The 19,125-nt window shown below is 56.2% G+C and carries 18 protein-coding genes; 12 read left to right on the forward strand and 6 right to left on the reverse strand.

Annotated features, from left to right (window positions below; translation table 11 throughout):
- The 6 genes from LKE23_RS09510 (at position 1) to tsaD (ending at position 6,807) form a co-directional block, all read left to right on the forward strand.
- Positions 1-2,256, forward strand: coding sequence for an RNA degradosome polyphosphate kinase (locus LKE23_RS09510; protein WP_291977108.1), 2,256 nt, complete (start codon positions 1-3; stop codon positions 2,254-2,256).
- On the forward strand, positions 2,249-3,202 hold the full coding sequence (locus LKE23_RS09515; protein ID WP_291977109.1) for a Ppx/GppA family phosphatase: 954 nt from the start codon (positions 2,249-2,251) through the stop codon (positions 3,200-3,202). The genes LKE23_RS09510 and LKE23_RS09515 overlap by 8 nt, the downstream gene beginning before the upstream one ends.
- A 148-nt stretch (positions 3,203-3,350) precedes the next feature.
- On the forward strand, positions 3,351-4,346 hold the full coding sequence (gene galE, locus LKE23_RS09520; RefSeq protein WP_291977110.1) for a UDP-glucose 4-epimerase GalE: 996 nt from the start codon (positions 3,351-3,353) through the stop codon (positions 4,344-4,346).
- A 148-nt stretch (positions 4,347-4,494) separates the two neighbouring features.
- The gene (tsaB, locus tag LKE23_RS09525; RefSeq protein ID WP_291977111.1) at positions 4,495-5,220 is read left to right on the forward strand and encodes a tRNA (adenosine(37)-N6)-threonylcarbamoyltransferase complex dimerization subunit type 1 TsaB; all 726 of its coding nucleotides are present in this window, start codon (positions 4,495-4,497) and stop codon (positions 5,218-5,220) included.
- On the forward strand, positions 5,204-5,773 hold the full coding sequence (gene rimI, locus LKE23_RS09530) for a ribosomal protein S18-alanine N-acetyltransferase (RefSeq protein ID WP_291977113.1): 570 nt from the start codon (positions 5,204-5,206) through the stop codon (positions 5,771-5,773). The genes tsaB and rimI overlap by 17 nt, the downstream gene beginning before the upstream one ends.
- A gap of 2 nt (positions 5,774-5,775) precedes the next feature.
- Positions 5,776-6,807, forward strand: coding sequence for a tRNA (adenosine(37)-N6)-threonylcarbamoyltransferase complex transferase subunit TsaD (gene tsaD / locus LKE23_RS09535; RefSeq protein WP_291977114.1), 1,032 nt, complete (start codon positions 5,776-5,778; stop codon positions 6,805-6,807).
- A gap of 48 nt (positions 6,808-6,855) precedes the next feature.
- Here tsaD and LKE23_RS09540 read toward each other — a convergent pair whose 3' ends face one another.
- From LKE23_RS09540 to proB, 5 genes are all read right to left on the reverse strand, one after another.
- Positions 6,856-7,143 (reverse strand): DUF4160 domain-containing protein, encoded by a 288-nt coding sequence (locus LKE23_RS09540; RefSeq protein ID WP_291977115.1) that lies wholly within the window; start codon positions 7,141-7,143, stop codon positions 6,856-6,858.
- Positions 7,127-7,387, reverse strand: a complete 261-nt coding sequence (locus LKE23_RS09545) for a hypothetical protein (RefSeq protein ID WP_291977117.1) — start codon at positions 7,385-7,387, stop codon at positions 7,127-7,129. The genes LKE23_RS09540 and LKE23_RS09545 overlap by 17 nt, the downstream gene beginning before the upstream one ends.
- Before the next feature lie 111 nt (positions 7,388-7,498).
- Positions 7,499-8,272, reverse strand: coding sequence for a pyrroline-5-carboxylate reductase (gene proC, locus LKE23_RS09550; protein WP_291977118.1), 774 nt, complete (start codon positions 8,270-8,272; stop codon positions 7,499-7,501).
- Between the two features lie 14 nt (positions 8,273-8,286).
- Positions 8,287-9,531, reverse strand: a complete 1,245-nt coding sequence (locus tag LKE23_RS09555) for a glutamate-5-semialdehyde dehydrogenase (protein WP_291977119.1) — start codon at positions 9,529-9,531, stop codon at positions 8,287-8,289.
- A gap of 21 nt (positions 9,532-9,552) precedes the next feature.
- The gene (proB, locus tag LKE23_RS09560; RefSeq protein ID WP_291977120.1) at positions 9,553-10,341 is read right to left on the reverse strand and encodes a glutamate 5-kinase; all 789 of its coding nucleotides are present in this window, start codon (positions 10,339-10,341) and stop codon (positions 9,553-9,555) included.
- A 596-nt stretch (positions 10,342-10,937) separates the two neighbouring features.
- Here proB and LKE23_RS09565 point away from each other — a divergent pair.
- From LKE23_RS09565 to LKE23_RS09575, 3 genes are read left to right on the forward strand one after another with little or no spacing between them, the layout of a single operon-like run.
- Entirely contained in the window at positions 10,938-11,723 is a 786-nt protein-coding gene (locus LKE23_RS09565; RefSeq protein WP_291977121.1) for a carbon-nitrogen family hydrolase, read from the forward strand.
- Between the two features lie 14 nt (positions 11,724-11,737).
- Positions 11,738-12,916 (forward strand): pyridoxal phosphate-dependent aminotransferase, encoded by a 1,179-nt coding sequence (locus LKE23_RS09570; RefSeq protein ID WP_291977122.1) that lies wholly within the window; start codon positions 11,738-11,740, stop codon positions 12,914-12,916.
- A 15-nt stretch (positions 12,917-12,931) separates the two neighbouring features.
- On the forward strand, positions 12,932-13,894 hold the full coding sequence (locus tag LKE23_RS09575) for a ketopantoate reductase family protein (protein WP_291977124.1): 963 nt from the start codon (positions 12,932-12,934) through the stop codon (positions 13,892-13,894).
- Between the two features lie 53 nt (positions 13,895-13,947).
- On the opposite strand, the gene LKE23_RS09580 is transcribed toward LKE23_RS09575, so the two are convergent.
- Positions 13,948-15,903 carry an ABC-F family ATP-binding cassette domain-containing protein gene (locus LKE23_RS09580; protein ID WP_291977125.1) on the reverse strand — a complete coding sequence of 652 codons (1,956 nt, stop codon included), beginning with the start codon at positions 15,901-15,903 and terminating at the stop codon, positions 13,948-13,950.
- 227 nt (positions 15,904-16,130) lie between these two features.
- Between LKE23_RS09580 and LKE23_RS09585 the strand changes: the two genes are divergently transcribed.
- The 3 genes from LKE23_RS09585 to groL all read left to right on the forward strand — a co-directional run bounded on the left by LKE23_RS09585 (position 16,131) and on the right by groL (position 18,945).
- Positions 16,131-16,772, forward strand: coding sequence for a redox-sensing transcriptional repressor Rex (locus LKE23_RS09585; RefSeq protein WP_291977126.1), 642 nt, complete (start codon positions 16,131-16,133; stop codon positions 16,770-16,772).
- A gap of 190 nt (positions 16,773-16,962) precedes the next feature.
- The gene (groES, locus tag LKE23_RS09590) at positions 16,963-17,247 is read left to right on the forward strand and encodes a co-chaperone GroES (protein WP_047769278.1); all 285 of its coding nucleotides are present in this window, start codon (positions 16,963-16,965) and stop codon (positions 17,245-17,247) included.
- Positions 17,248-17,313: 66 nt separating this feature from the next.
- On the forward strand, positions 17,314-18,945 hold the full coding sequence (gene groL, locus LKE23_RS09595) for a chaperonin GroEL (protein WP_291977127.1): 1,632 nt from the start codon (positions 17,314-17,316) through the stop codon (positions 18,943-18,945).
- The last annotated feature ends 180 nt before the right edge of the window (positions 18,946-19,125 follow it).

The raw sequence follows: 19,125 nt of genomic DNA on the forward strand, positions 1-19,125 counted from the left end.
ATGTACAAAGATTTCTATAAACCAGAAAACTATGTCAACCGGGAGTTGAGCTGGATCGACTTCAACGGCCGGGTCCTCGGTGAGGCAATCGACACCAACAACCCGTTGCTGGAACGAGCTAACTTCCTGGGAATCACGCAGAGCAACGTTGACGAATTCTTCATGGTCCGGGTGGCTTCCCTCCACAAACTGGCCGCTGCCAACGTCACGACGACCGATGCTTCCGGCCTGACGCCGCAGGAGCAATTGGATGCCGTCAACGAAAAGGAGCACCGGATGGTTGAGGAGCGTTACCGGGTCTACAACCAGGAGATCATCCCCCAGCTGGCAGAGCAAAACATCACCATTCTGCATATCGCCGACCTTGACGACAAGCAGTACGAATTCATCCGCCGGTACTTCAACGACGAACTGATGCCGGTGCTAACGCCGATGGCCGACGACAGCTCCCGGCCGTTCCCGTTTATCTCCAACAACTCCTTGAACATCGCCGTTCAGCTGCGTCGCGACCCGGAGCAGCGGGCTGAGTCGATGAAGACCAAGGAGATCCTGGAAGGGGACCAGGAAGTCGAACGCCACCAGAATGAGCCGCACGACGATTCCCGGGAGGCCGACATCAAGTTTGCCACCGTCCGGGTTCCGGACATTTACAAGCGGCTGGTGCGCCTGCCGGGTGAGAACAACTTCATCCTGATCGACGAGTTGATCAAGGAATTCATGTCCCTGCTCTTCCCGGGCTACCAGATCATCAAGACGGCAACCTACCGGGTCATGCGGGACATGGACCTCGATGTGGCCGAAGAAGATACCTCCGACCTGCTGCGGGCCGTTAAGCAGCAGCTGCGTGATCGGGAGCACGGTCAGGTAATGCGGCTAGAGGTCGAACACGACATCGACCCGTGGCTGGAAAACCAATTGATCGACAACCTCCACGTCAGCGAGCGGTCCCTCTACCGGGTGGACGGGCCGGTTGACCTGACCTTCCTGAAGAAATTATCTGGAATGGTCGACGGCCACGACGACCTGCGCTACAAGCCGTACAAGTCCTACCTCAACCCAAAGATGGACATGGATCACAACATTTTCCAGGCCATTCGGGAAAAGGACTACCTGATGCAGCACCCGTACGACAGCTTTGACGCCGTCGTCAACTTTGTCCACCAGGCAGCCCTCGATCCGAAGGTACTGGCGATCAAGATGACCCTCTACCGGGTTTCCGGCAATTCGCCAATCATCAAGTACCTGGGGATGGCCGCCCAGCGGGGCAAGCAGGTCACCGTCCTGGTCGAAGTCAAGGCCCGGTTCGACGAGCAAAACAACGTTCGGTGGGCCCAGCGGCTGGAACAGATGGGCTGCCACGTTATCTACGGTCTGGTTGGCCTGAAGACTCACTGTAAGGTCACCCTGGTCATTCGGCGGGACGAGGACGGCCTGCGGCGTTACATGCACCTGGGAACGGGGAACTACAACGACGTCACCGCTCATTTCTACACCGATATGGGCCTCTTCACCTGCGACCACGAGATCGGCATCGACATGACCAACCTCTTCAACATGCTGTCCGGGTTCGCCCGGCCGCCGTACTTCCGGCAGCTGCGGGTTTCACCGGACGGGATCCGGGAATTCATCAACCAGAAGATCGACGAGCAAATCGAGGTGGCCAAGAGCGGCAACCCGGCCCTGATCCGGATGAAGATGAACTCACTCTCCGACAAACAGATTATTGCCCGGCTCTATGATGCCGCCGCTAACGGGGTTAAGATCCAGCTGATCGTCCGGGGGATCACCTGCCTGAGAAACGATTTGCCGGAACTGCACGACAACATCGAGGTGCACTCCATCGTCGGCCGCTTCCTCGAGCACTCGCGGATCTACTACTTCAAGAGCAACGGTCACGAGGAAATCTACCTGGCCAGTGCCGACATGATGACCCGGAACCTGAACCGGCGGGTGGAAGAACTCTATCCGGTCAAGGAGGCGGACACCAAGGCCCGGGCAATCCACATTCTGGACGCGATGTGGCGTGACAACACCAAGGCCCGGATCCTGGAAGGGGACCACTACGAGCGGATTGACCGTGGGGATGCCCAGCCGTTCAACTCTCAGGAATACTTTGTGGCCGAGGCAGAAAAAATGTACAAGCAGGAACACCACCAACGCAAGAACCAGCGGCACCTGTCAACGGTCTTCGAGACCCTGAGCAAGCACGTGCCGTCACTGCACCTCGACCACGGGAAGGATGATTCTAATGACTAATAACCTGGCCGTGATTGACCTGGGTTCCAATTCGGTTCGTCTCAAGATCAGCGAGCTGACCAAGGATGGGCAGGCGGTGACCAAGCACTACGAGAAGCGCTACGTCCGCCTGTCATCCCAGATGGGGCCGGAAAAGGTCCTGAAGGCCGAGCCGATGGACCGCACCGTGGCGGCCCTGCGCGACTTCCGCCAGATTTGTGACCAGTATGACCACGGCCGGATCGTGGCGGTGGCCACCGCGGCGGTTCGCCAGGCCAAAAACCAGCAGGAATTTCTGGACCGGGTGCAACAAGAGACTGGCTTTAAGTTTCGGGTGATCACCGGCGAACAGGAGGCCTACCTGGATTACGTCGGTGTTGCCCGGACCCTGCCGATTGACCGTGGGATCATCATCGATACCGGTGGGGCCAGCATGGAGCTGATTGCCGTCGACAACGGGGCGGCCGAGGAAACGGTCAGCATCCCGATCGGTTCGGTGACCTTGTCGCAGCGCTACCAGCTCGGTGACGTGATCAACGCGGCTGACCTCTTTGACGCCATGGTCGAGGTCGATGAGATCCTGTCCCACCAGCGCTGGCTCAACCGCTTCCGTGACACCCGAATCGTGGCCCTCGGTGGCAGCAACCGGGCCCTTGGTAAAATTTACCGCTGGCGCAATGCCGTCGACGGCAAACCGGCCCCAATCCACGGACTGACGATGAGCTCACAGACGGCCTTTGGCATCATGCACCAGCTGGTCGAGGCCGATCAGGAGAGCCGTGCCCAAATGCGAGGCGTCATGAAGGCCCGGGCCGACGTGATCGTCGGTGGCCTCTTACCGCTCTTGGCCCTGATGCGTCAGCTGGCGATCGATAGCGTCAGTTTTAGCAATAGCGGCCTGCGGGAGGGGATCCTCTTCAAGTACGTTGAGCACGCCTTTGACATGGATAATTTAGAAACCCTCTAAGACTGGCAAATGAAGCGGTTCCAATTTTACGTAATTTTTACTAAAATTTACTCGCCGGGGCCAGAAAACTGTGCTACAATGCCTAGTGAAAGATAAAAACACTAGCTGGTTATATCGGTTAGGCAGTCGATATAAGGAGGAATTTGGAATGGCAATTTTAGTTGCTGGTGGTGCCGGTTACATCGGTTCCCACATGGTCAAGGATTTAATCGAACATGGTCAAGACGTGGTTGTGGCCGATAACCTGTCAACGGGTCACCGGGACGCAATCAACCCGAAGGCAAAGTTCTACGAAGGTGACATCCGGGACCGGAAGTTCCTGGACAAGGTCTTTGACAGTGAAGACATCACGGCGGTTGTTCACTTCGCTGCTTTCTCAATTGTTCCCGAATCAATGGAAAAGCCACTGAAGTACTTCGACAACAACACTGGTGGCATGATCACCCTGCTGGAAGCAATGCGTGACCACCACATCAAGTACATTGTCTTCTCATCCACGGCGGCAACCTATGGTGTTCCTGAACACATGCCGATCAAGGAAACCGACCCACAGAAGCCAATCAACCCGTATGGCCTGTCTAAGCTGATGATGGAAAAGATGATGGCCTGGGCTGACAAGGCATACGGCATCAAGTTCGTTGCCCTGCGGTACTTCAACGTTGCCGGGGCTGCTCCTGACGGCACGATCGGTGAAGACCACGGCCCTGAAACCCACCTGGTTCCAATCATTCTCCAGGTTGCCCAGGGCAAGCGCAAGGAACTGAGCATCTTCGGTGACGATTACAACACCCCAGATGGCACCAACGTCCGTGATTACGTTCACGTCATGGATCTGGCCGATGCTCACATCCTGGCCCTCAAGTACCTGGAAGCCGGCAATGAATCCAACGTCTTCAACCTGGGCTCCTCCACTGGCTTCTCCAACAAGCAGATGCTGGAAGCCGCCCGTGAAGTTACCGGCAAGCCGATCCCGGCTAAGATGGCTCCTCGTCGTCCCGGTGACCCCGACTCACTGGTCGCTGCCAGTGACAAGGCCCGGACGATCCTCGGCTGGAAGCCAAAGTACGATGACGTTCACGACATCATCGCGACTGCCTGGAAGTGGCACTCCACTCACCCAAAGGGCTACGACGATCGCGACTAGTCCGCGTTCAATATAATAGTAAAATCCGTTGCCAAATTCGGCAGCGGATTTTTTGTTCTCAAATCGGTCCGGCCGATCAAACATCGGCGACGAAGCGGGCCAGTTGTGATAAGATGTTAGGTGTGATTGAAAGGACGTGCAAACAACAATGAAAGTCTTAGCGATTGATACCTCGAACCACCCGATGAGCGTTGCCCTGGTGGAGGACGACCAGCTGCTGGCCACCACGACGCTGAACATGGTTCGCAACCACAGTATTTATCTGATGCCGACCATTGACCGGCTCTTTAACCTGGTCAAGTGGCAGCCGGCAGACATCGACCGGATCGTCGTCGCCCAGGGTCCCGGTTCCTATACCGGCATCCGGATTGCCGTCACTACGGCCAAGGTTCTGGCCGATACCCTAAAGGTGGAACTGGTGGGTGTTTCCAGCCTGGAAGTCGTTGCCCGCAACGTCCTGCCAACGACGACGGCAATCATCGTTCCCTTCTTCGACGCGCGCCGGGGCAACGTCTTTGCCGGGGCCTACCAGTGGAAAGACGGCCAGCTGGTCAACCGGATTGAAGATCAGCACCTGGGGATGGCTACCCTGCTGGACCAGCTGGCAGCAGTCGACCAGCCTGTCATCCTGGTGGGCCACCTGACCAAGCGGATTGAAGACCAGTTTGAGGTCTTGCCGGATAACGTCACCCTGGCGCCGCGCGCGTACGGTATTCCGTCGACCTATCAGCTGGCGTTGGCGGGCGAAAACCGGCCAGCCGTCAAAGAAATTGATCCGTTCGTGCCACACTACCTTCGGATTACAGAGGCCGAGGCCAACTGGCAGAAGCTTCACCCGGGCGAGACCCGTCAGAACTATGTTAGAGAAGTTTAAGCACTGGTGCCGCTTCAAATTTGAGGGAAACCGGTGGCCGCTGTTGGATTTTGCCCGGCGCGTGGTAATGATCAACGGGCACCAGTACGTGGTCCGGATGGCCGCCGAGGACGACATCCAAAAAATGGTCGACATCGAACGGGCCATTTACGGGGAAGAACCCTGGAGCTACGCCGCCTTTCAAATTGAGCTGCGGCGGCCCCACGACCGGCTCTACCTGGTGATTGTCGACGACGGCTTGGTGATCGGCTTTATCGGCATGTCGGTCGACTGGTTCAAGCTCGACCTACACATCACCAACCTCGGCGTGACCCCCGGCTACCAAAAAAAGGGTATCGGGACCTACCTGGTGGGAACGGCGATCAACTATGCTCGTCATACCCAGCTGCACTCGGTCAGCCTGGAGGTACGGGTTCACAACTTGGTGGCACGCAAGTTGTACGAGCACCTTGGTTTTCGCGAGCGACAGATCAAGCACCGCTACTACCTCGACAACCATGAGGACGCGGTGGACATGGAAGCAGACCTATTGAAAAAAGGGGAGTCAAAGTAATTATGGCAGAACGTACGCTGATTTTAGCGTTTGAAACCAGTTGTGACGAAACAAGCGTGGCCGTGATCGAGAACGGCACGAAAATTTTGAGTAACGTGGTGGCCACCCAGATCGACAGCCACCAGCGCTTCGGAGGCGTGGTGCCCGAAGTTGCCAGCCGCCACCATATTGAGTGGATCACGCGCTGCATCGACCAGGCCCTAGACGAGGCCCAGGTCGGCTATGACGACATTACGGCCGTGGCGATTACCTACGGACCGGGACTGGTCGGTTCGCTTTTGGTCGGGGTCACGGCGGCCAAGGTGATCGCCTGGGCCCACCACCTGCCGCTGATTCCGGTCAACCACATGGCCGGCCACCTCTATGCGGCCCGCTACGTTGGCGAATTCAAGTACCCGCAGATGGCCCTCTTGGTTTCTGGTGGGCACACCGAACTGGTTTACATGCCCAAGGAACACGAGTACGAGATCATCGGCGAAACCCGGGACGACGCGGCTGGCGAGGCCTATGACAAGATTGGCCGGGTGCTGGGCGTCAACTACCCGGCCGGCAAGACGATCGACCAGTGGGCGGCCCAGGGTGAGGACACCTTCCACTTCCCGCGGGCGATGGAGAAGGAGGCCAACTACGACTTCAGTTTCAGCGGGTTGAAGAGTGCCTTCATCAACACGGTCCACAATGCCGACCAGCGCGGTGAAACCCTCAACAAGTATGACCTGGCCGCCAGCTTCCAGCAGAGTGTCGTCGACGTCCTGGCGGAGAAGACGATGCGGGCATTGGACCGGTACCCGGTAAAGCAGCTGATCCTGGCCGGTGGGGTGGCCGCCAACCAGGGACTTCGGAAGCGCCTCGACCACGACATGGCTAAGTACCACCCGGAGGTTTCGATGCTCCAGGCGCCACTGAAGCTCTGCGGTGACAACGCGGCGATGATTGGTGCGGCGGGCTACGTTAACTACCGCCACGGCGATCGCGCCGGGATGGACCTCAATGCGGTGCCCGGCCTGATGTTTAAGCGGATGGAAGTTGAATAAAAGTCAAAAGGATGTTCATGGTGCTGAGTCATGAACATCCTTTTATAGTTATTTATAAAATTTAATGCTATCAACTTCAAAGTAGTTTTTCCATGCAGCTAGGATGAAGTTGTAGTTTTGAGTAATAAAGAAGCTAAGGCGCTTGATTGACTTGCGTGATAATTCGGCATGGTTATTTGCTAGTTCTACAGAACCATCTTTTAATAACCAGAATTTTGTGGATTGGTTCGATGGCCTTTTGACTGAAACATGAACATGAATTGGTTCACCACTTTCGTTGGACCAAAAATATATACAATATCCGGCGAAGTTAAATAAGTTAGGCAAGCTCCACACCGCCCTCTTCGGCGAATTCAACAATCAGCTTTTCGTTTTTGGCGAGGATTTCTTCATTTAGTTTAGTTTCGCTTGGTGTAAAGCCATCATTGAAAAGAACCTTGTGTGAAGGCAGTGAGTAGCGTGCTTCCTTAAATCCCCAATCGGTTGGCTGCTCAAAGTTGACGTGGATAGTCTTATCGGGTTTGACTTCTGAATAAGTGATGATCAAATGATTTGGAAATTCGGCGTACGGGTATAACATTTTTGAACCCTCCTTTGCTTAGCCTTATTTTAGCATGGTTTTGTGCTGTTATACGAAAATTGGCACCCGATAAACCTGCAGATTTATCGGGTGCCAATTGTGACTTTTGCGTTATTCTTCGCCGTTGGCCTTGTTGACGGCGTCGATCACGGCGTAGCGGAGACCGTGCTTCTCCAGGGCCTCGACGCCCCGGATGGTGGTGCCGGCCGGCGAGGTGACCTGGTCGCGCAGCTCGGCCGGGGTCTTGCCGGTGTCGTAGGCCAGGGTACCGCTGCCCTTGATCATGCTGGCGATCAGCTCGTAGGCGGTCTGCCGGTCAAGACCGAATTTCACCGCGGCGTCGCTCAGGGCGTCCATGAAGACGTCGACGAAGGCCGGGCCGCAGCCGCCAACCACGCCGACGATGTCCAGCTTGTCTTCGCTGACCGTGACGATGTCGCCGAGCTGCTCGAGGACGTGATTGATGGTCGGTTGCGCGGCCGTTGCGCCATCATGTGGCAGGGCCAGGCCAATCGTTCCGGCGTTGACGGCCACCGGAGTGTTGGGGATGATGGTGGCAATCGGGTTATCCGGCAGGGCGGACTTCAGCTGATCCTGAGTGACGCCCGCGGCCGCGGAGATCACGACTGCCTTTGAATTCAGTCCATTGAGCTCCCGGGCCACGGCCACCGTGATCTTAGCCGGGGTCGTGAGGATCACCACGTCCGGCTGGGCCTTGACCACTTCCGCGGCGGTGTGAAAGAGGGTGAAGTGGAGCTGGTCGGCGAGCTTGCTGACGCGGGGGTTGGTCGGGTTCATCCCGCTCACCTCATCAACGCCGCTGTTTACGAGTCCCTTGACGATGGCGCCGCCCATGTTGCCGACGCCGATAATTGTTACCTTCATGTTGAACTTCCTTTCTATTGCCGAACCTGACCGTTACCGGTGATTTCGTACTTAATGGTGGTCAATTGATCCAAGCCCATTGGTCCGCGGGCGTGGAGCTTCTGGGTGCTGATGCCAATCTCGGCCCCAAAGCCGAAAACCCCGCCGTCCGTGAAGCGGGTCGAGGCGTTGACGTAGACGCAGGCGGAGTTGATCCGCCGCTGGAATTCCTGGCCCCGGGCAATATCCTTGGTGACGATGACCTCGGAGTGGTGGGTGCTGTGGCGGTTGATGTGCTTGATGGCCGCATCCAGTGAGTCGACCACCTTTACCGCCATGATCAGGTCGTTGTATTCCGTGTCCCAGTCCGCTGCGCTTGCTTCCTGCATGGCGGGAACCAGCCGACGGGCGCGCTCGTCACCACGGAGCTGGACGCCGTGATCCATCAAGGCCTGGGCAATTTGTGGCAGGAACTTCTCCGCCACGTCCTGGTGGATCAGAAGCTTTTCGGCGGCGTTGCAGACGGATGGGCGCTGGACCTTGGCGTTGACCGTAATGTCGGTTGCCATCTTCAGGTCGGCGTCCCGGTCGATGTAGACGTGGCAGTTGCCGGCCCCGGTCTCGATCACCGGCACGGTTGCCGTCTTGACAACCCGCTGGATCAGGCCCTGGCCGCCCCGGGGAATCAGGACGTCGATGTAGTCGGTCAGGTTCATCATCTCCTGGGCCAACTCGTGGCTGGTGTCTTCGATCAACTGAACAGCGTCTGCGGGCAGCTGGTGGGCAGCCAAAGTATCGCGCAGGATCTTAGCCAGGGCGATGTTGGTGCGGATTGCTTCCTTGCCGCCCCGCAGGATGACCGCGTTGCCGCTCTTAAAGGTCAGTCCGGTGGCGTCGACGGTGACGTTTGGCCGGGCCTCGAAGATGATGCCAATGACGCCGAGTGGGACCCGGCGCTGGAGAATCTGCAGGCCGTCAGCGTTGATCCAGCCGCGGTCGATCCGGGCAGTTGGGTCGGCCAGACTCGCGATGGCGCGCAGGCCGTTTGCCATGTCGGCGATCCGCTGGGCGTTGACCAGCAGACGGTCGGTGAACTTCTTCGGCATTGCCGTGGCATTTGCCATATCTTCTTGATTGGCGGCGATGATCTCGTCTTGATGGTTATCGAGGGCGTCCGCCATGGCGTTTAAGGCCGCGTTCTTGGTGGCCGTGTCGAGCTGGGATAGAATGTCTTCGGCGGCTTGGGCCCGCTGACCAATCTTAATTAATTCCTGATTCATGATTAATTCCTCCTTTATGTTCTACTTGCCAAATCGAGTGCCGACCGCTTCGCCCTTGACGACTCTGAAGATGATCCGGGGATCGGCGCCGGAACAGAGAACCATCTGCTGGTGGTGTTCCATGGTGGTGGCGGCGGCGTGGAGCTTGGTGACCATCCCGCCGGTGCCGAAGCGGGTGCTGGAGCCGCTGGCGGCCGCCCGCAGCTCCGGCGTTAATTCTTCGACCCGGCGAATTGGCTGGGCGTCGGGATACTTGTGGGGATCCTTGTCGTAAAAGGCGTCGATATCCGAAAGCACGATCAGCAGGTCGGCGCCGATTCGGGTTGCCACCAGGGCCGACAGCTCGTCGTTATCACTGAAGGTCGTGTGATGATCCAGCTCGTCGACCGAGACGGGGTCGTTTTCGTTGATGATCGGCACCACGCCGTCGTCCAGCAGGGTCGAGATCGTGTTAAGAACGTGCTGGCGACTGACGGGGAAGTGGAGCACGTCGCGGGTCAAAAGCAGCTGGCCGACCTTGGTCTGATAGTCGAGGAAGCGCTGGGAATAGATCCGCATCAGTTCGGTCTGCCCGATGGCGGCCAGGGCCTGCTGTTTGGCGATCGGCTTGGGACGTTCCCGCAGTCCCTGGCTCGCCAGGCCGACCCCCATCGCCCCGGATGATACCAGCACCATTTCATAGCCCTGGTGATTGAGGGTCGCCAGGGTGAAGGCCAACCGGTCGATGGCACGCAGGTTGGTTTGGCCATTGGGCAGGATCAGGCTGCTGGTCCCGACCTTGACGACGATTCGTTGCTTCTTTTCTGCCATTGGGCAATTCCCTCCTTAAAACAAAAGCACGCCCTTAATCGAGACACCAGTGACGGCGTTACCATTCTCGTTTAAAGACGTGCTTTACTCTTTTTCTAAAAATTTATTTACATGTTAGTTCGATGTGGCTTGGATTCGGTATTGGTGGCGGGGCTTGCAGCCGATGACCCCGCTCTCTGGTCTGACCTACTATGACCACACGCTTAGTTTACCGTCCCGGCGATTTATTTGTCAAGTCTGAGAATTAATTAAAATTATATTAGAAAACTATTGACTTTTTCTTAATCGTTAATTAGAATAAGCGACAACAAGTTAAGAGAACGTCAGTCAGATGAGTAGCGGTGGCGCAATTTTCAGAGAGTCCCTGGGCGGTGCGAAGGGATGGTTGCCAGCCGTGAAGATGGTCTGCAAAAATGACGCGCCGGCGAGGCCTAGCTGAGCTGGCGACGGGGTGGTAGCCGTTACCAATACCGGGAGTTGATTGACTCCACGAGGCCGTCCGTGTGAGCGGGCGGCGAACTAAGGTGGCACCACGGGAAAGAGCACTCGTCCTTAAATATAAGGATGAGTGCTCTTTTTTGTTTGAGGTGGAGAAAATGAGTTTGAAAGTGGCCCTAGCACAGATTGACATTGCCTTTGCGAACCCGCAGGCCAACGCGGCCAAGGTGGCGGCCTTTACCAAACAGGCGGCCCAGGGCGACGCGGACGTGGTTGTCTTCCCGGAGATGTGGAATACCGGCTACGCCCTGGATCAATTGGACCAGCTGGCTGACCCGGACGGCGCCCAGACCCGGGAGCTGTTGAGCCGCCTGGCGCGCCAGTACCAGATCAATATCGTCGGCGGTTCGGTTGCCACTAAGCACGGCGACCAGTTTTACAACACCACCTTGGTCTACGACTCAACCGGGCAGGCGGTCGCTTCCTACGACAAGGTCCACCTCTTTGGCCTGATGAAGGAGGACCAGTACCTGACCGCCGGGGACCGGGAGAACTTCTTCCGCCTGGCGGGCGTGTCGAGTGCCAGCTTCATCTGCTACGACCTGCGCTTTCCGGAATGGATCCGGACGGTGGCTCGTCACGGGGCCGACATCCTCTACCTGCCCGCGGAATGGCCGGCCGTGCGGATCCCGCAGTGGCGGATCATGCTGCAGGCGCGGGCGATTGAAAATCAGGCCTTCGTGGTGGCAGTCAACCGGGTCGGGGACGATCCCGACAACCACTTCGACGGTCACTCACTGGTGATCGACCCGCTGGGGAAGATCATTGTCGGTGACGGCAGCGGCGAGCAGCTCTACTTTGCCGATTTAGATTTGGATGAATTAAAAGCAGTGCGGGGACCGATCCCAGTCTTCTCGGATCGGCGGCCGGACCTGTATCGTTAGGGAGGAAGATTATTATGAAATTTGAACAGTCAGACTTACTCAATCACTTACCGAAACAATTCTTTGCCAACCTGGTCGCTAAGGTCAATGCCAAGGTGAACGCCGGGGTCGACGTGATCAACCTCGGCCAGGGGAACCCGGACAAGCCGACGCCGGACTACATCGTCCAAAGCACCCAGAAGTGGGTGGCCGACCCGGCCTGCCACAAGTACTCCCCGTTCCAAGGCCTGCCGGAATTCAAGAAGGCCGCGGCCAAGTTTTACCATGAAAAGTACGGCGCCGACATTGACCCGAACTCCGAAGTCGCCATCCTCGGCGGGTCCAAGATTGGCCTGGTTGAACTGCCCTGGGCGCTGATGAACCCCGGCGATACCTACCTTCTGCCGGATCCCGGCTACCCGGACTACTTCTCCGGCGCGGCCCTGGGCGAGGTCAACTTCGAGACGGTGCCGCTCCTGGAGGAAAACGACTTCCTGCCGGACCTGGATGCCATTCCGGAAGAGACGGCCAAGAAGGCAAAGTTCTTCTACCTGAACTACCCGAACAACCCGACCGGTGCGGTGGCGACGGCGGAGTTCTATGAGCACCTGGTTGCCTGGGCCAAGAAGTACCACGTCGGCATCATCTCCGACTTTGCCTACGGGGCGATCGGCTTCGATGGCCAGCAGCCGCGCAGCTTCATGCAGACGCCGGGGGCCAAGGAGGTCGGGATCGAATTCTACACCTACTCCAAGACCTTCAACATGGCCGGCTGGCGGATCGCCTTTGCGGTCGGCAATTCCGACATCATCGGGGCACTGAACCTGATCCAGGACCACCTCTTCGTCAGCCTCTTCCCGGCGCTGCAAAAGGCGGCCATCGATGCCCTGACCGCGCCGGAGCGGGACGAAGAAATCGCCAAGATCGTTGCCCGTTACGAGACGCGGCGGAACGCCTTCGTGGGCGCGGCCGAGAAGATCGGCTGGCACGCCTTCAATCCACAGGGGACCTTCTACGCCTGGATGCCGGTGCCGAAGGGCTACACCAGCGAACAGTTTGCCGACCTGCTGCTGGATAAGGCGGGCGTGGCCGTGGCGCCGGGCAACGGCTTCGGTGAGCACGGTGAGGGCTACGTTCGGATCGGCCTGCTGATTGAACCAGAACGGCTAAAGGAAGCCGTGGACCGGGTTGCTAAACTGCACTTGTTTGACTAAGAGGGGGAAATGAGAATGACTTTGAAATATACTGTATTAGGTGCCGGTGCCATGGGACTGCGCTTCGGGGTTCTGCTCCAGGAACTGGCGGGTGCCAAGGTGGACTTTGTTGATAACTGGGCACCCCAGGTAGAAACGATTCAAAAGCAGGGCGGGGTATACGTTTCCCGTGATCACGAGGGCCGCCACCTGGTCCCGATCAACATTTATTCGCCCGAGGACTATGATGGTGATCCCGACGTCTTCATTGTCTTTGCCAAGCAGATGACCTTAGATGACCTGCTGACCCGCAGTGCCCACTTCTTCCATCCGGACCACCAGTACGTTTTCTCCGGCATGAACGGGATGGGGCACATCGAAAAATTAAACCGCTACTTCCCAAAGGAACACGTTGTTGCCGGGACCTGCCTGATTGGGACCGTCCTGAATAAGGCGGGGGATGTCGACTTCATCGGGAAATCCGGCGCAGGCTCGATCAACCTGGCACCCCAGGTTGGCGAACCGGACGCGCGGGTCAAGGAGATCGTCGCCGACTTCACCACGGCCAACATCAATCCGCACTTAAACGACAACTTCTACGGCACCCTGCTTACCAAGGTGGTCTTCAACTCGGTGATCAACACGATCTGCACCCTCTTTGAAATCCAGATGGGTCAGTTCATCGACTATGATGGTGCCGAAAAGCTCGGCAAGCAGCTGATCAACGAGGCCTTCGACGTGGCCGAGCGGGCGGGCATCCAGCTGCTGTCCACCCGGGAGGAAGAATGGCAGACGATCAAGTACGTCAGCTCCGTCACCAACCCGCTGCACTACCCGTCGATGTACCAGGATATGTCTAAGGGCCGGGCAACCGAGGTTGATTACATCAACGGCTACATTTACGATCTCGGCAAGAAGTACAATTACGAGGCCAGCACGCACGACTTCCTGCGTAACCTGGTCCACCTCGCGGAAAACACCCGGAAGTTTAGAAAATAAAGTATAAAAGGGACCAAGCAATTTGACTTGCTTGGTCCCTTTTATAGACTTTACTATTGATTTTCTTGGTCGAATTCCTCAAGCTTTTCGGCGGCCTCGGTCCAGGCCAATTCAACCTCGTCCGACTTTTCCTTGGCGGCGTCGAGCTCCTTTTGCAGGTCGGTTAGTTTGCCGATATCGGTGGCAATTTCCGGCTGGCTCATCTTTTCTTGGATTTCCTCCTGCTTGGCCTCCAGGTCGGTCATCTCGGCCTCGAGCTTGTCGACCTGGCGCTGCAACTTGCGCCGGGCCTTCTGAGTTTCCTTGCTCTGTTGGTAGGATTGTTTGCCCTTGGAAGGCTGGCTAGCCGGCGTTGAGCCTGCCGGATTATCCTGCTGTCCGGCTGCAACGGTTGCGGCCCGCTTTGCCTGTTCGGCCAGGTAGTCGTCGTAGTCACCTTCGTAGTGGGTGATGCCGTCCTTGCGCATGTCCAGCACGTCGGTGGCCACCTGGTTAATGAAGTACCGGTCGTGGGAGACGAAGAGGACCGTTCCGGTGAACTCGTTGATGGCGTTTTCGAGGACCTCGCGGCTGTCGATGTCCAGGTGGTTGGTCGGTTCATCGAGGATCAGGAAGTTGATCGGCTTGAAGGAGAGCTTGGTCAGCTCCAGCCGGGCCTTTTCACCCCCGGAGAGCTCGTGGACGACCTTGTAGACGTCATCACCGACGAAGAGGAAGCTGCCGAGCAGGGAGCGGATGTCTTTTTCCGGGACCTCGGGATGCTCGTCCCAGACCTCATCGAGCACCGTCTTATCGGGATGGAGCTGCTGCTGTTCCTGGTCGTAGTAACCGATGTCCAGGTTGGCCCCGAACTTGACCGTCCCGCTGATCAACGGGATCTGGTGCAGGATCGACTTCAAAAGGGTCGACTTCCCAATCCCGTTGGGGCCGATGATCCCGATCCGCTGCGGCTTGCGGACGGTGAAGGAGAGTGGCCCGGCCAGGACCTGCTCATCGTAGCCGACCTTGGCGTTTTCCACGTCGAGGACCTCGTTGCCGCTGTCCTTGTCACTGTGGAAATGAAAGTGGATCGATTGGTCGTCGGTTTCGGGCCGGTCGAGCCGGTCCATCTTTTCCAGCTGCTTGCGCCGTGCCTGGGCCCGCTTGGTCGTCGAGGCCCGGACGATGTTGCGGTTGACAAAGTCTTCCAGCTTGGCGATCTTTTTCTGCTGCTGATCGTAGTGCTTCCATTCGGCCTTCAGGCGTTCCTGCTTGTGGGCGACGAACTGGGTGTAGTTGCCGGTGTAGTGAAGCAGAGTTCGGTTATCGAGATCGTAAACGTCGGAAACAACGTGGTCGAGGAAGTACCGGTCGTGGGAAACCACCAGCAGGGCGCCCTGGTAGCTCTTCAAATAGTCTTCCAGCCAGGCCAAAACATTCATGTCGAGGTGGTTGGTCGGTTCGTCCAAGATTAACAGCTGGGGGGCTTGGAGGAGAATCTTAGCCAGGGCCAGCTTCGTCTTTTGTCCCCCGGACAGGGCGTCGACCGGCGTGTCGTAGTACTCCTCGCCGAAGCCAAAGCCCTTCAGGATTCCCCGCATCCGAGATTCATACTCAAAGCCACCGCGCTTCTTGTAGTCGCTCTGCAGGCGATCGTACTTGTTCATCACCTGCTGGTAGCGCTCGTCGGCAGGGTCAATGTCCGCAAGTTCGGTTTCAAGTTGGTGAATCTCGTCCTCCATGGCGTGGAGGGGTGCGAAAACCAGGTCGAGCTCGGCCCAGATATTGTTTTGGCTGTCGAGCCCCTGGTCCTGGGCCAGGTAGCCGATCGTCAGGTCGCGGACCTTGCTGATCGTGCCTTCGTCGGGGGTAGTGATGCCGGCAATCATCTTCAGCAGGGTGGTCTTCCCGGCACCGTTGCGGCCAACCAGGGCGGTCCGGCCGTGATCCTGGATCTGCATGTTGATATTGTGAAATAAAACGTCGGCCCCAAAACGGCGCATGACGTCATTGGCTTGTAATAGTATCATTGAAGAAACCTCATTAATATGGATGTAATAAATTCTTATCTATTCTAACAGATTTCAAGAAATTTATAAAAAATGCACTTTTTATTGTGGATCGGTTCACAAAACCGCCGAAGGTTGCTAGAATGTATTGTGATGTGAATTTCACAAAGTTCTCAAATCGAGCTGGCAATTTGCTCAACAATAAGCGTGAGAGTTAAGAGTAAACGATCAATGATAGGGGGATAATTATGCCAACTAAGAAAATACCACGTGCAACTGCCCGCCGGCTGCCAATCTACTACCGTTACCTCACCGTTCTGATGAGTGCCAACAAACAGCGGGTTTCTTCGACGGAACTGTCTGAGGCCGTTCAGGTCGACTCGGCCACGATCCGGCGGGACTTTTCCTACTTTGGTGAGTTGGGGAAGCGGGGCTATGGTTACGACGTGGCCAGCCTGCTCAAGTTCTTCAAGGGCATCCTGCATCAGGACTCCCTGGTCAGCGTGGCCTTAGTCGGGGTCGGGAGCCTGGGGAGTGCCTTATTAAACTACAACTTCCACCAGGACACCAACCTGCGGATCAGTGCCGCCTTTGACACCAAGCCGGAGATGGCTAACACGGTCAAGAGCGGGATTCCGATCTACCCGGCCGAGGAAATGATGACCCAGTTAAAGGAACAGCAGATTGACGTTGTGATCCTGACGGTGCCGGGTGACAAGGCTCAGAAGGTCACCGACCAGCTGGTTGAAGCCGGGGTCAAGGGGATCTTAAACTTTACTCCGGTCCGCCTGTCCGTGCCGAAGAACGTTCAGGTGCAAAACATTGACCTGACCAACGAGCTGCAGACCCTGATCTACTTTATTAAGAACTATTCCGAAGACAACAAATAAGAATTGATCAACGTCCCGAAAGCCTAGTGCTGACGGGGCGTTTTTTCGTTGGTTAAAAAATAGTCAAATTTGGTCAAACTTTTTTATTGCAATTCGGACAAAAGATGTTATAGTAATAACTGTGGTTAGCACTTAAGCACAGTGAGTGCTAAAGTGACAAAATTAAATTTAACAAGATGGAGGGATTAACGTGTTAAAACCATTAGGAGACCGCGTTGTTCTAAAAGCTGAAACTGAAGAAGAAAAGACGGTTGGTGGAATTGTCCTGGCATCCAACGTCAAGGAAAAGCCAACTACTGGAAAGGTTATTGCCGTTGGTGAAGGTCGGACCTTAGACAACGGACAAAAGCTTGCTCCAGCTGTTAAGGAAGGCGATCGGGTACTCTTTGACAAGTACGCCGGCAACGAAGTGGAATACGACGGTGAGAAGTACCTGGTCGTTCACGAAAAGGACTTAGTCGCAGTGCTCGACTAGTTCGAACCACGTTGATTAGGAAACTAAAGCTTAAAAATAATTATCGATTCGATGAGGTGACAATAAATGGCAAAGGAAATTAAGTTTGCTGAAGACGCACGGAACGAAATGCTCCGCGGTGTTGACAAATTAGCTAACACGGTTAAGACGACGATGGGTCCTAAGGGGCGTAACGTTGTCCTGGAACAAAGCTACGGCAACCCAACCATCACTAACGACGGTGTGACGATTGCCAAGAGCATTGAATTGGAAAACCACTTCGAAAATATGGGTGCTAAGCTCGTGAGCGAAGTTGCTTCCAAGACTAACGACATTGCCGGTGACGGGACCACGACTGCTACCGTTCTGACCCAGGCAATTGTTAACGCCGGGATGAAGAACGTGACTGCCGGTGCTAACCCAGTTGGCATTCGCCGTGGGATCGACAAGGCGACCCGGGCAGCCGTTGAAGCTTTGAAGAAGATGTCACACGACGTTAAGACTAAGGATGACATCGCCCAGATTGCCTCCATCTCTGCTGACAATAAGGAAGTTGGTAAGCTGATTGCCGACGCCATGGAAAAGGTTGGTAACGACGGGGTAATCACCCTGGAAGATTCTCGTGGTGTTGACACCAGCGTTGACGTTGTTGAAGGGATGAGCTTCGACCGTGGTTACATGTCTCAATACATGGTTACGGACAACGACAAGATGGAAGCCGACCTCGACAACCCATACATCCTGATCACGGACAAGAAAATCTCCAACATCCAGGACATCCTGCCACTGCTGCAAAGCGTTGTTCAGGAAGGCCGTGCTCTCTTGATCATTGCCGATGACATCACCGGTGAAGCTCTGCCAACCCTTGTTTTGAACAAGATTCGTGGAACCTTCAACGTGGTTGCCGTTAAGGCTCCTGGCTTCGGTGACCGGCGGAAGGCTCAACTCCAGGACATTGCCGTTCTGACCGGCGGGACCGTTATTTCCGACGACCTGGGCATGAACCTGAAGGACGCTACCGTTGATCAATTAGGTCAAGCCAACAAGGTTACGGTTACCAAGGACGCTACCACGATCGTTGACGGTGCCGGTGCCAAGGAAGCCATTGCTGAACGGGTTGACCAAATCAAGCAGGCCATCTCCAAGACGACCTCTGACTTTGATAAGGACAAGCTCCAAGAACGGCTGGCAAAGCTCTCTGGTGGGGTTGCCGTTGTTCGGGTCGGTGCTGCTACCGAAACTGAAATGAAGGAAAAGAAGTACCGGATCGAAGACGCCCTGAACGCTACCCGGGCTGCCGTCCAAGAAGGTTTCGTTCCTGGTGGTGGTACGGCACTGGTAAACGTTCTGCCTGCCCTGGACAAGGTTGAAGCCACCGGTGACGAAGCAACTGGTGTTAACATCGTTAAGGACGCCCTGGAAGCTCCAGTTCGTCAAATCGCTGAAAACGCCGGTGTTGAAGGCTCTGTTATTATCAACCAGCTGAAGAGCGAAAAGCCTGGTATTGGTTACAACGCTGCTGATGGCAAGTTCGAAGACATGGTTGAAGCCGGAATCGTTGACCCAACCAAGGTTACCCGTTCCGCTCTGCAAAACGCTGCCTCCGTTTCCGCACTGCTGCTGACGACGGAAGCCGTTGTTGCTGACAAGCCTGACGACAACAAGAACAATGCCCCTGCTGCTCCACAAGGCGGCGCCGGCATGGGCGGCATGATGTAATCTCTGCCGTTACATAAAATCAAATAAGTAAAAATAGTCGATGGGGAAATTTCCCGTCGGCTATTTTTATTTCCCGGGAAATATCTATCTGGGGAAATTTTGGAAAGCCTTTTCAGCACCGCACGGGTCCGCGGGTGTGGTAAAGTAGACTTTGCAATTATTTTCAATCACCGGTACAGA

The sequence above is a fragment of the Limosilactobacillus sp. genome, assembly GCF_022482365.1.
Classification (GTDB): domain Bacteria; phylum Bacillota; class Bacilli; order Lactobacillales; family Lactobacillaceae; genus Limosilactobacillus.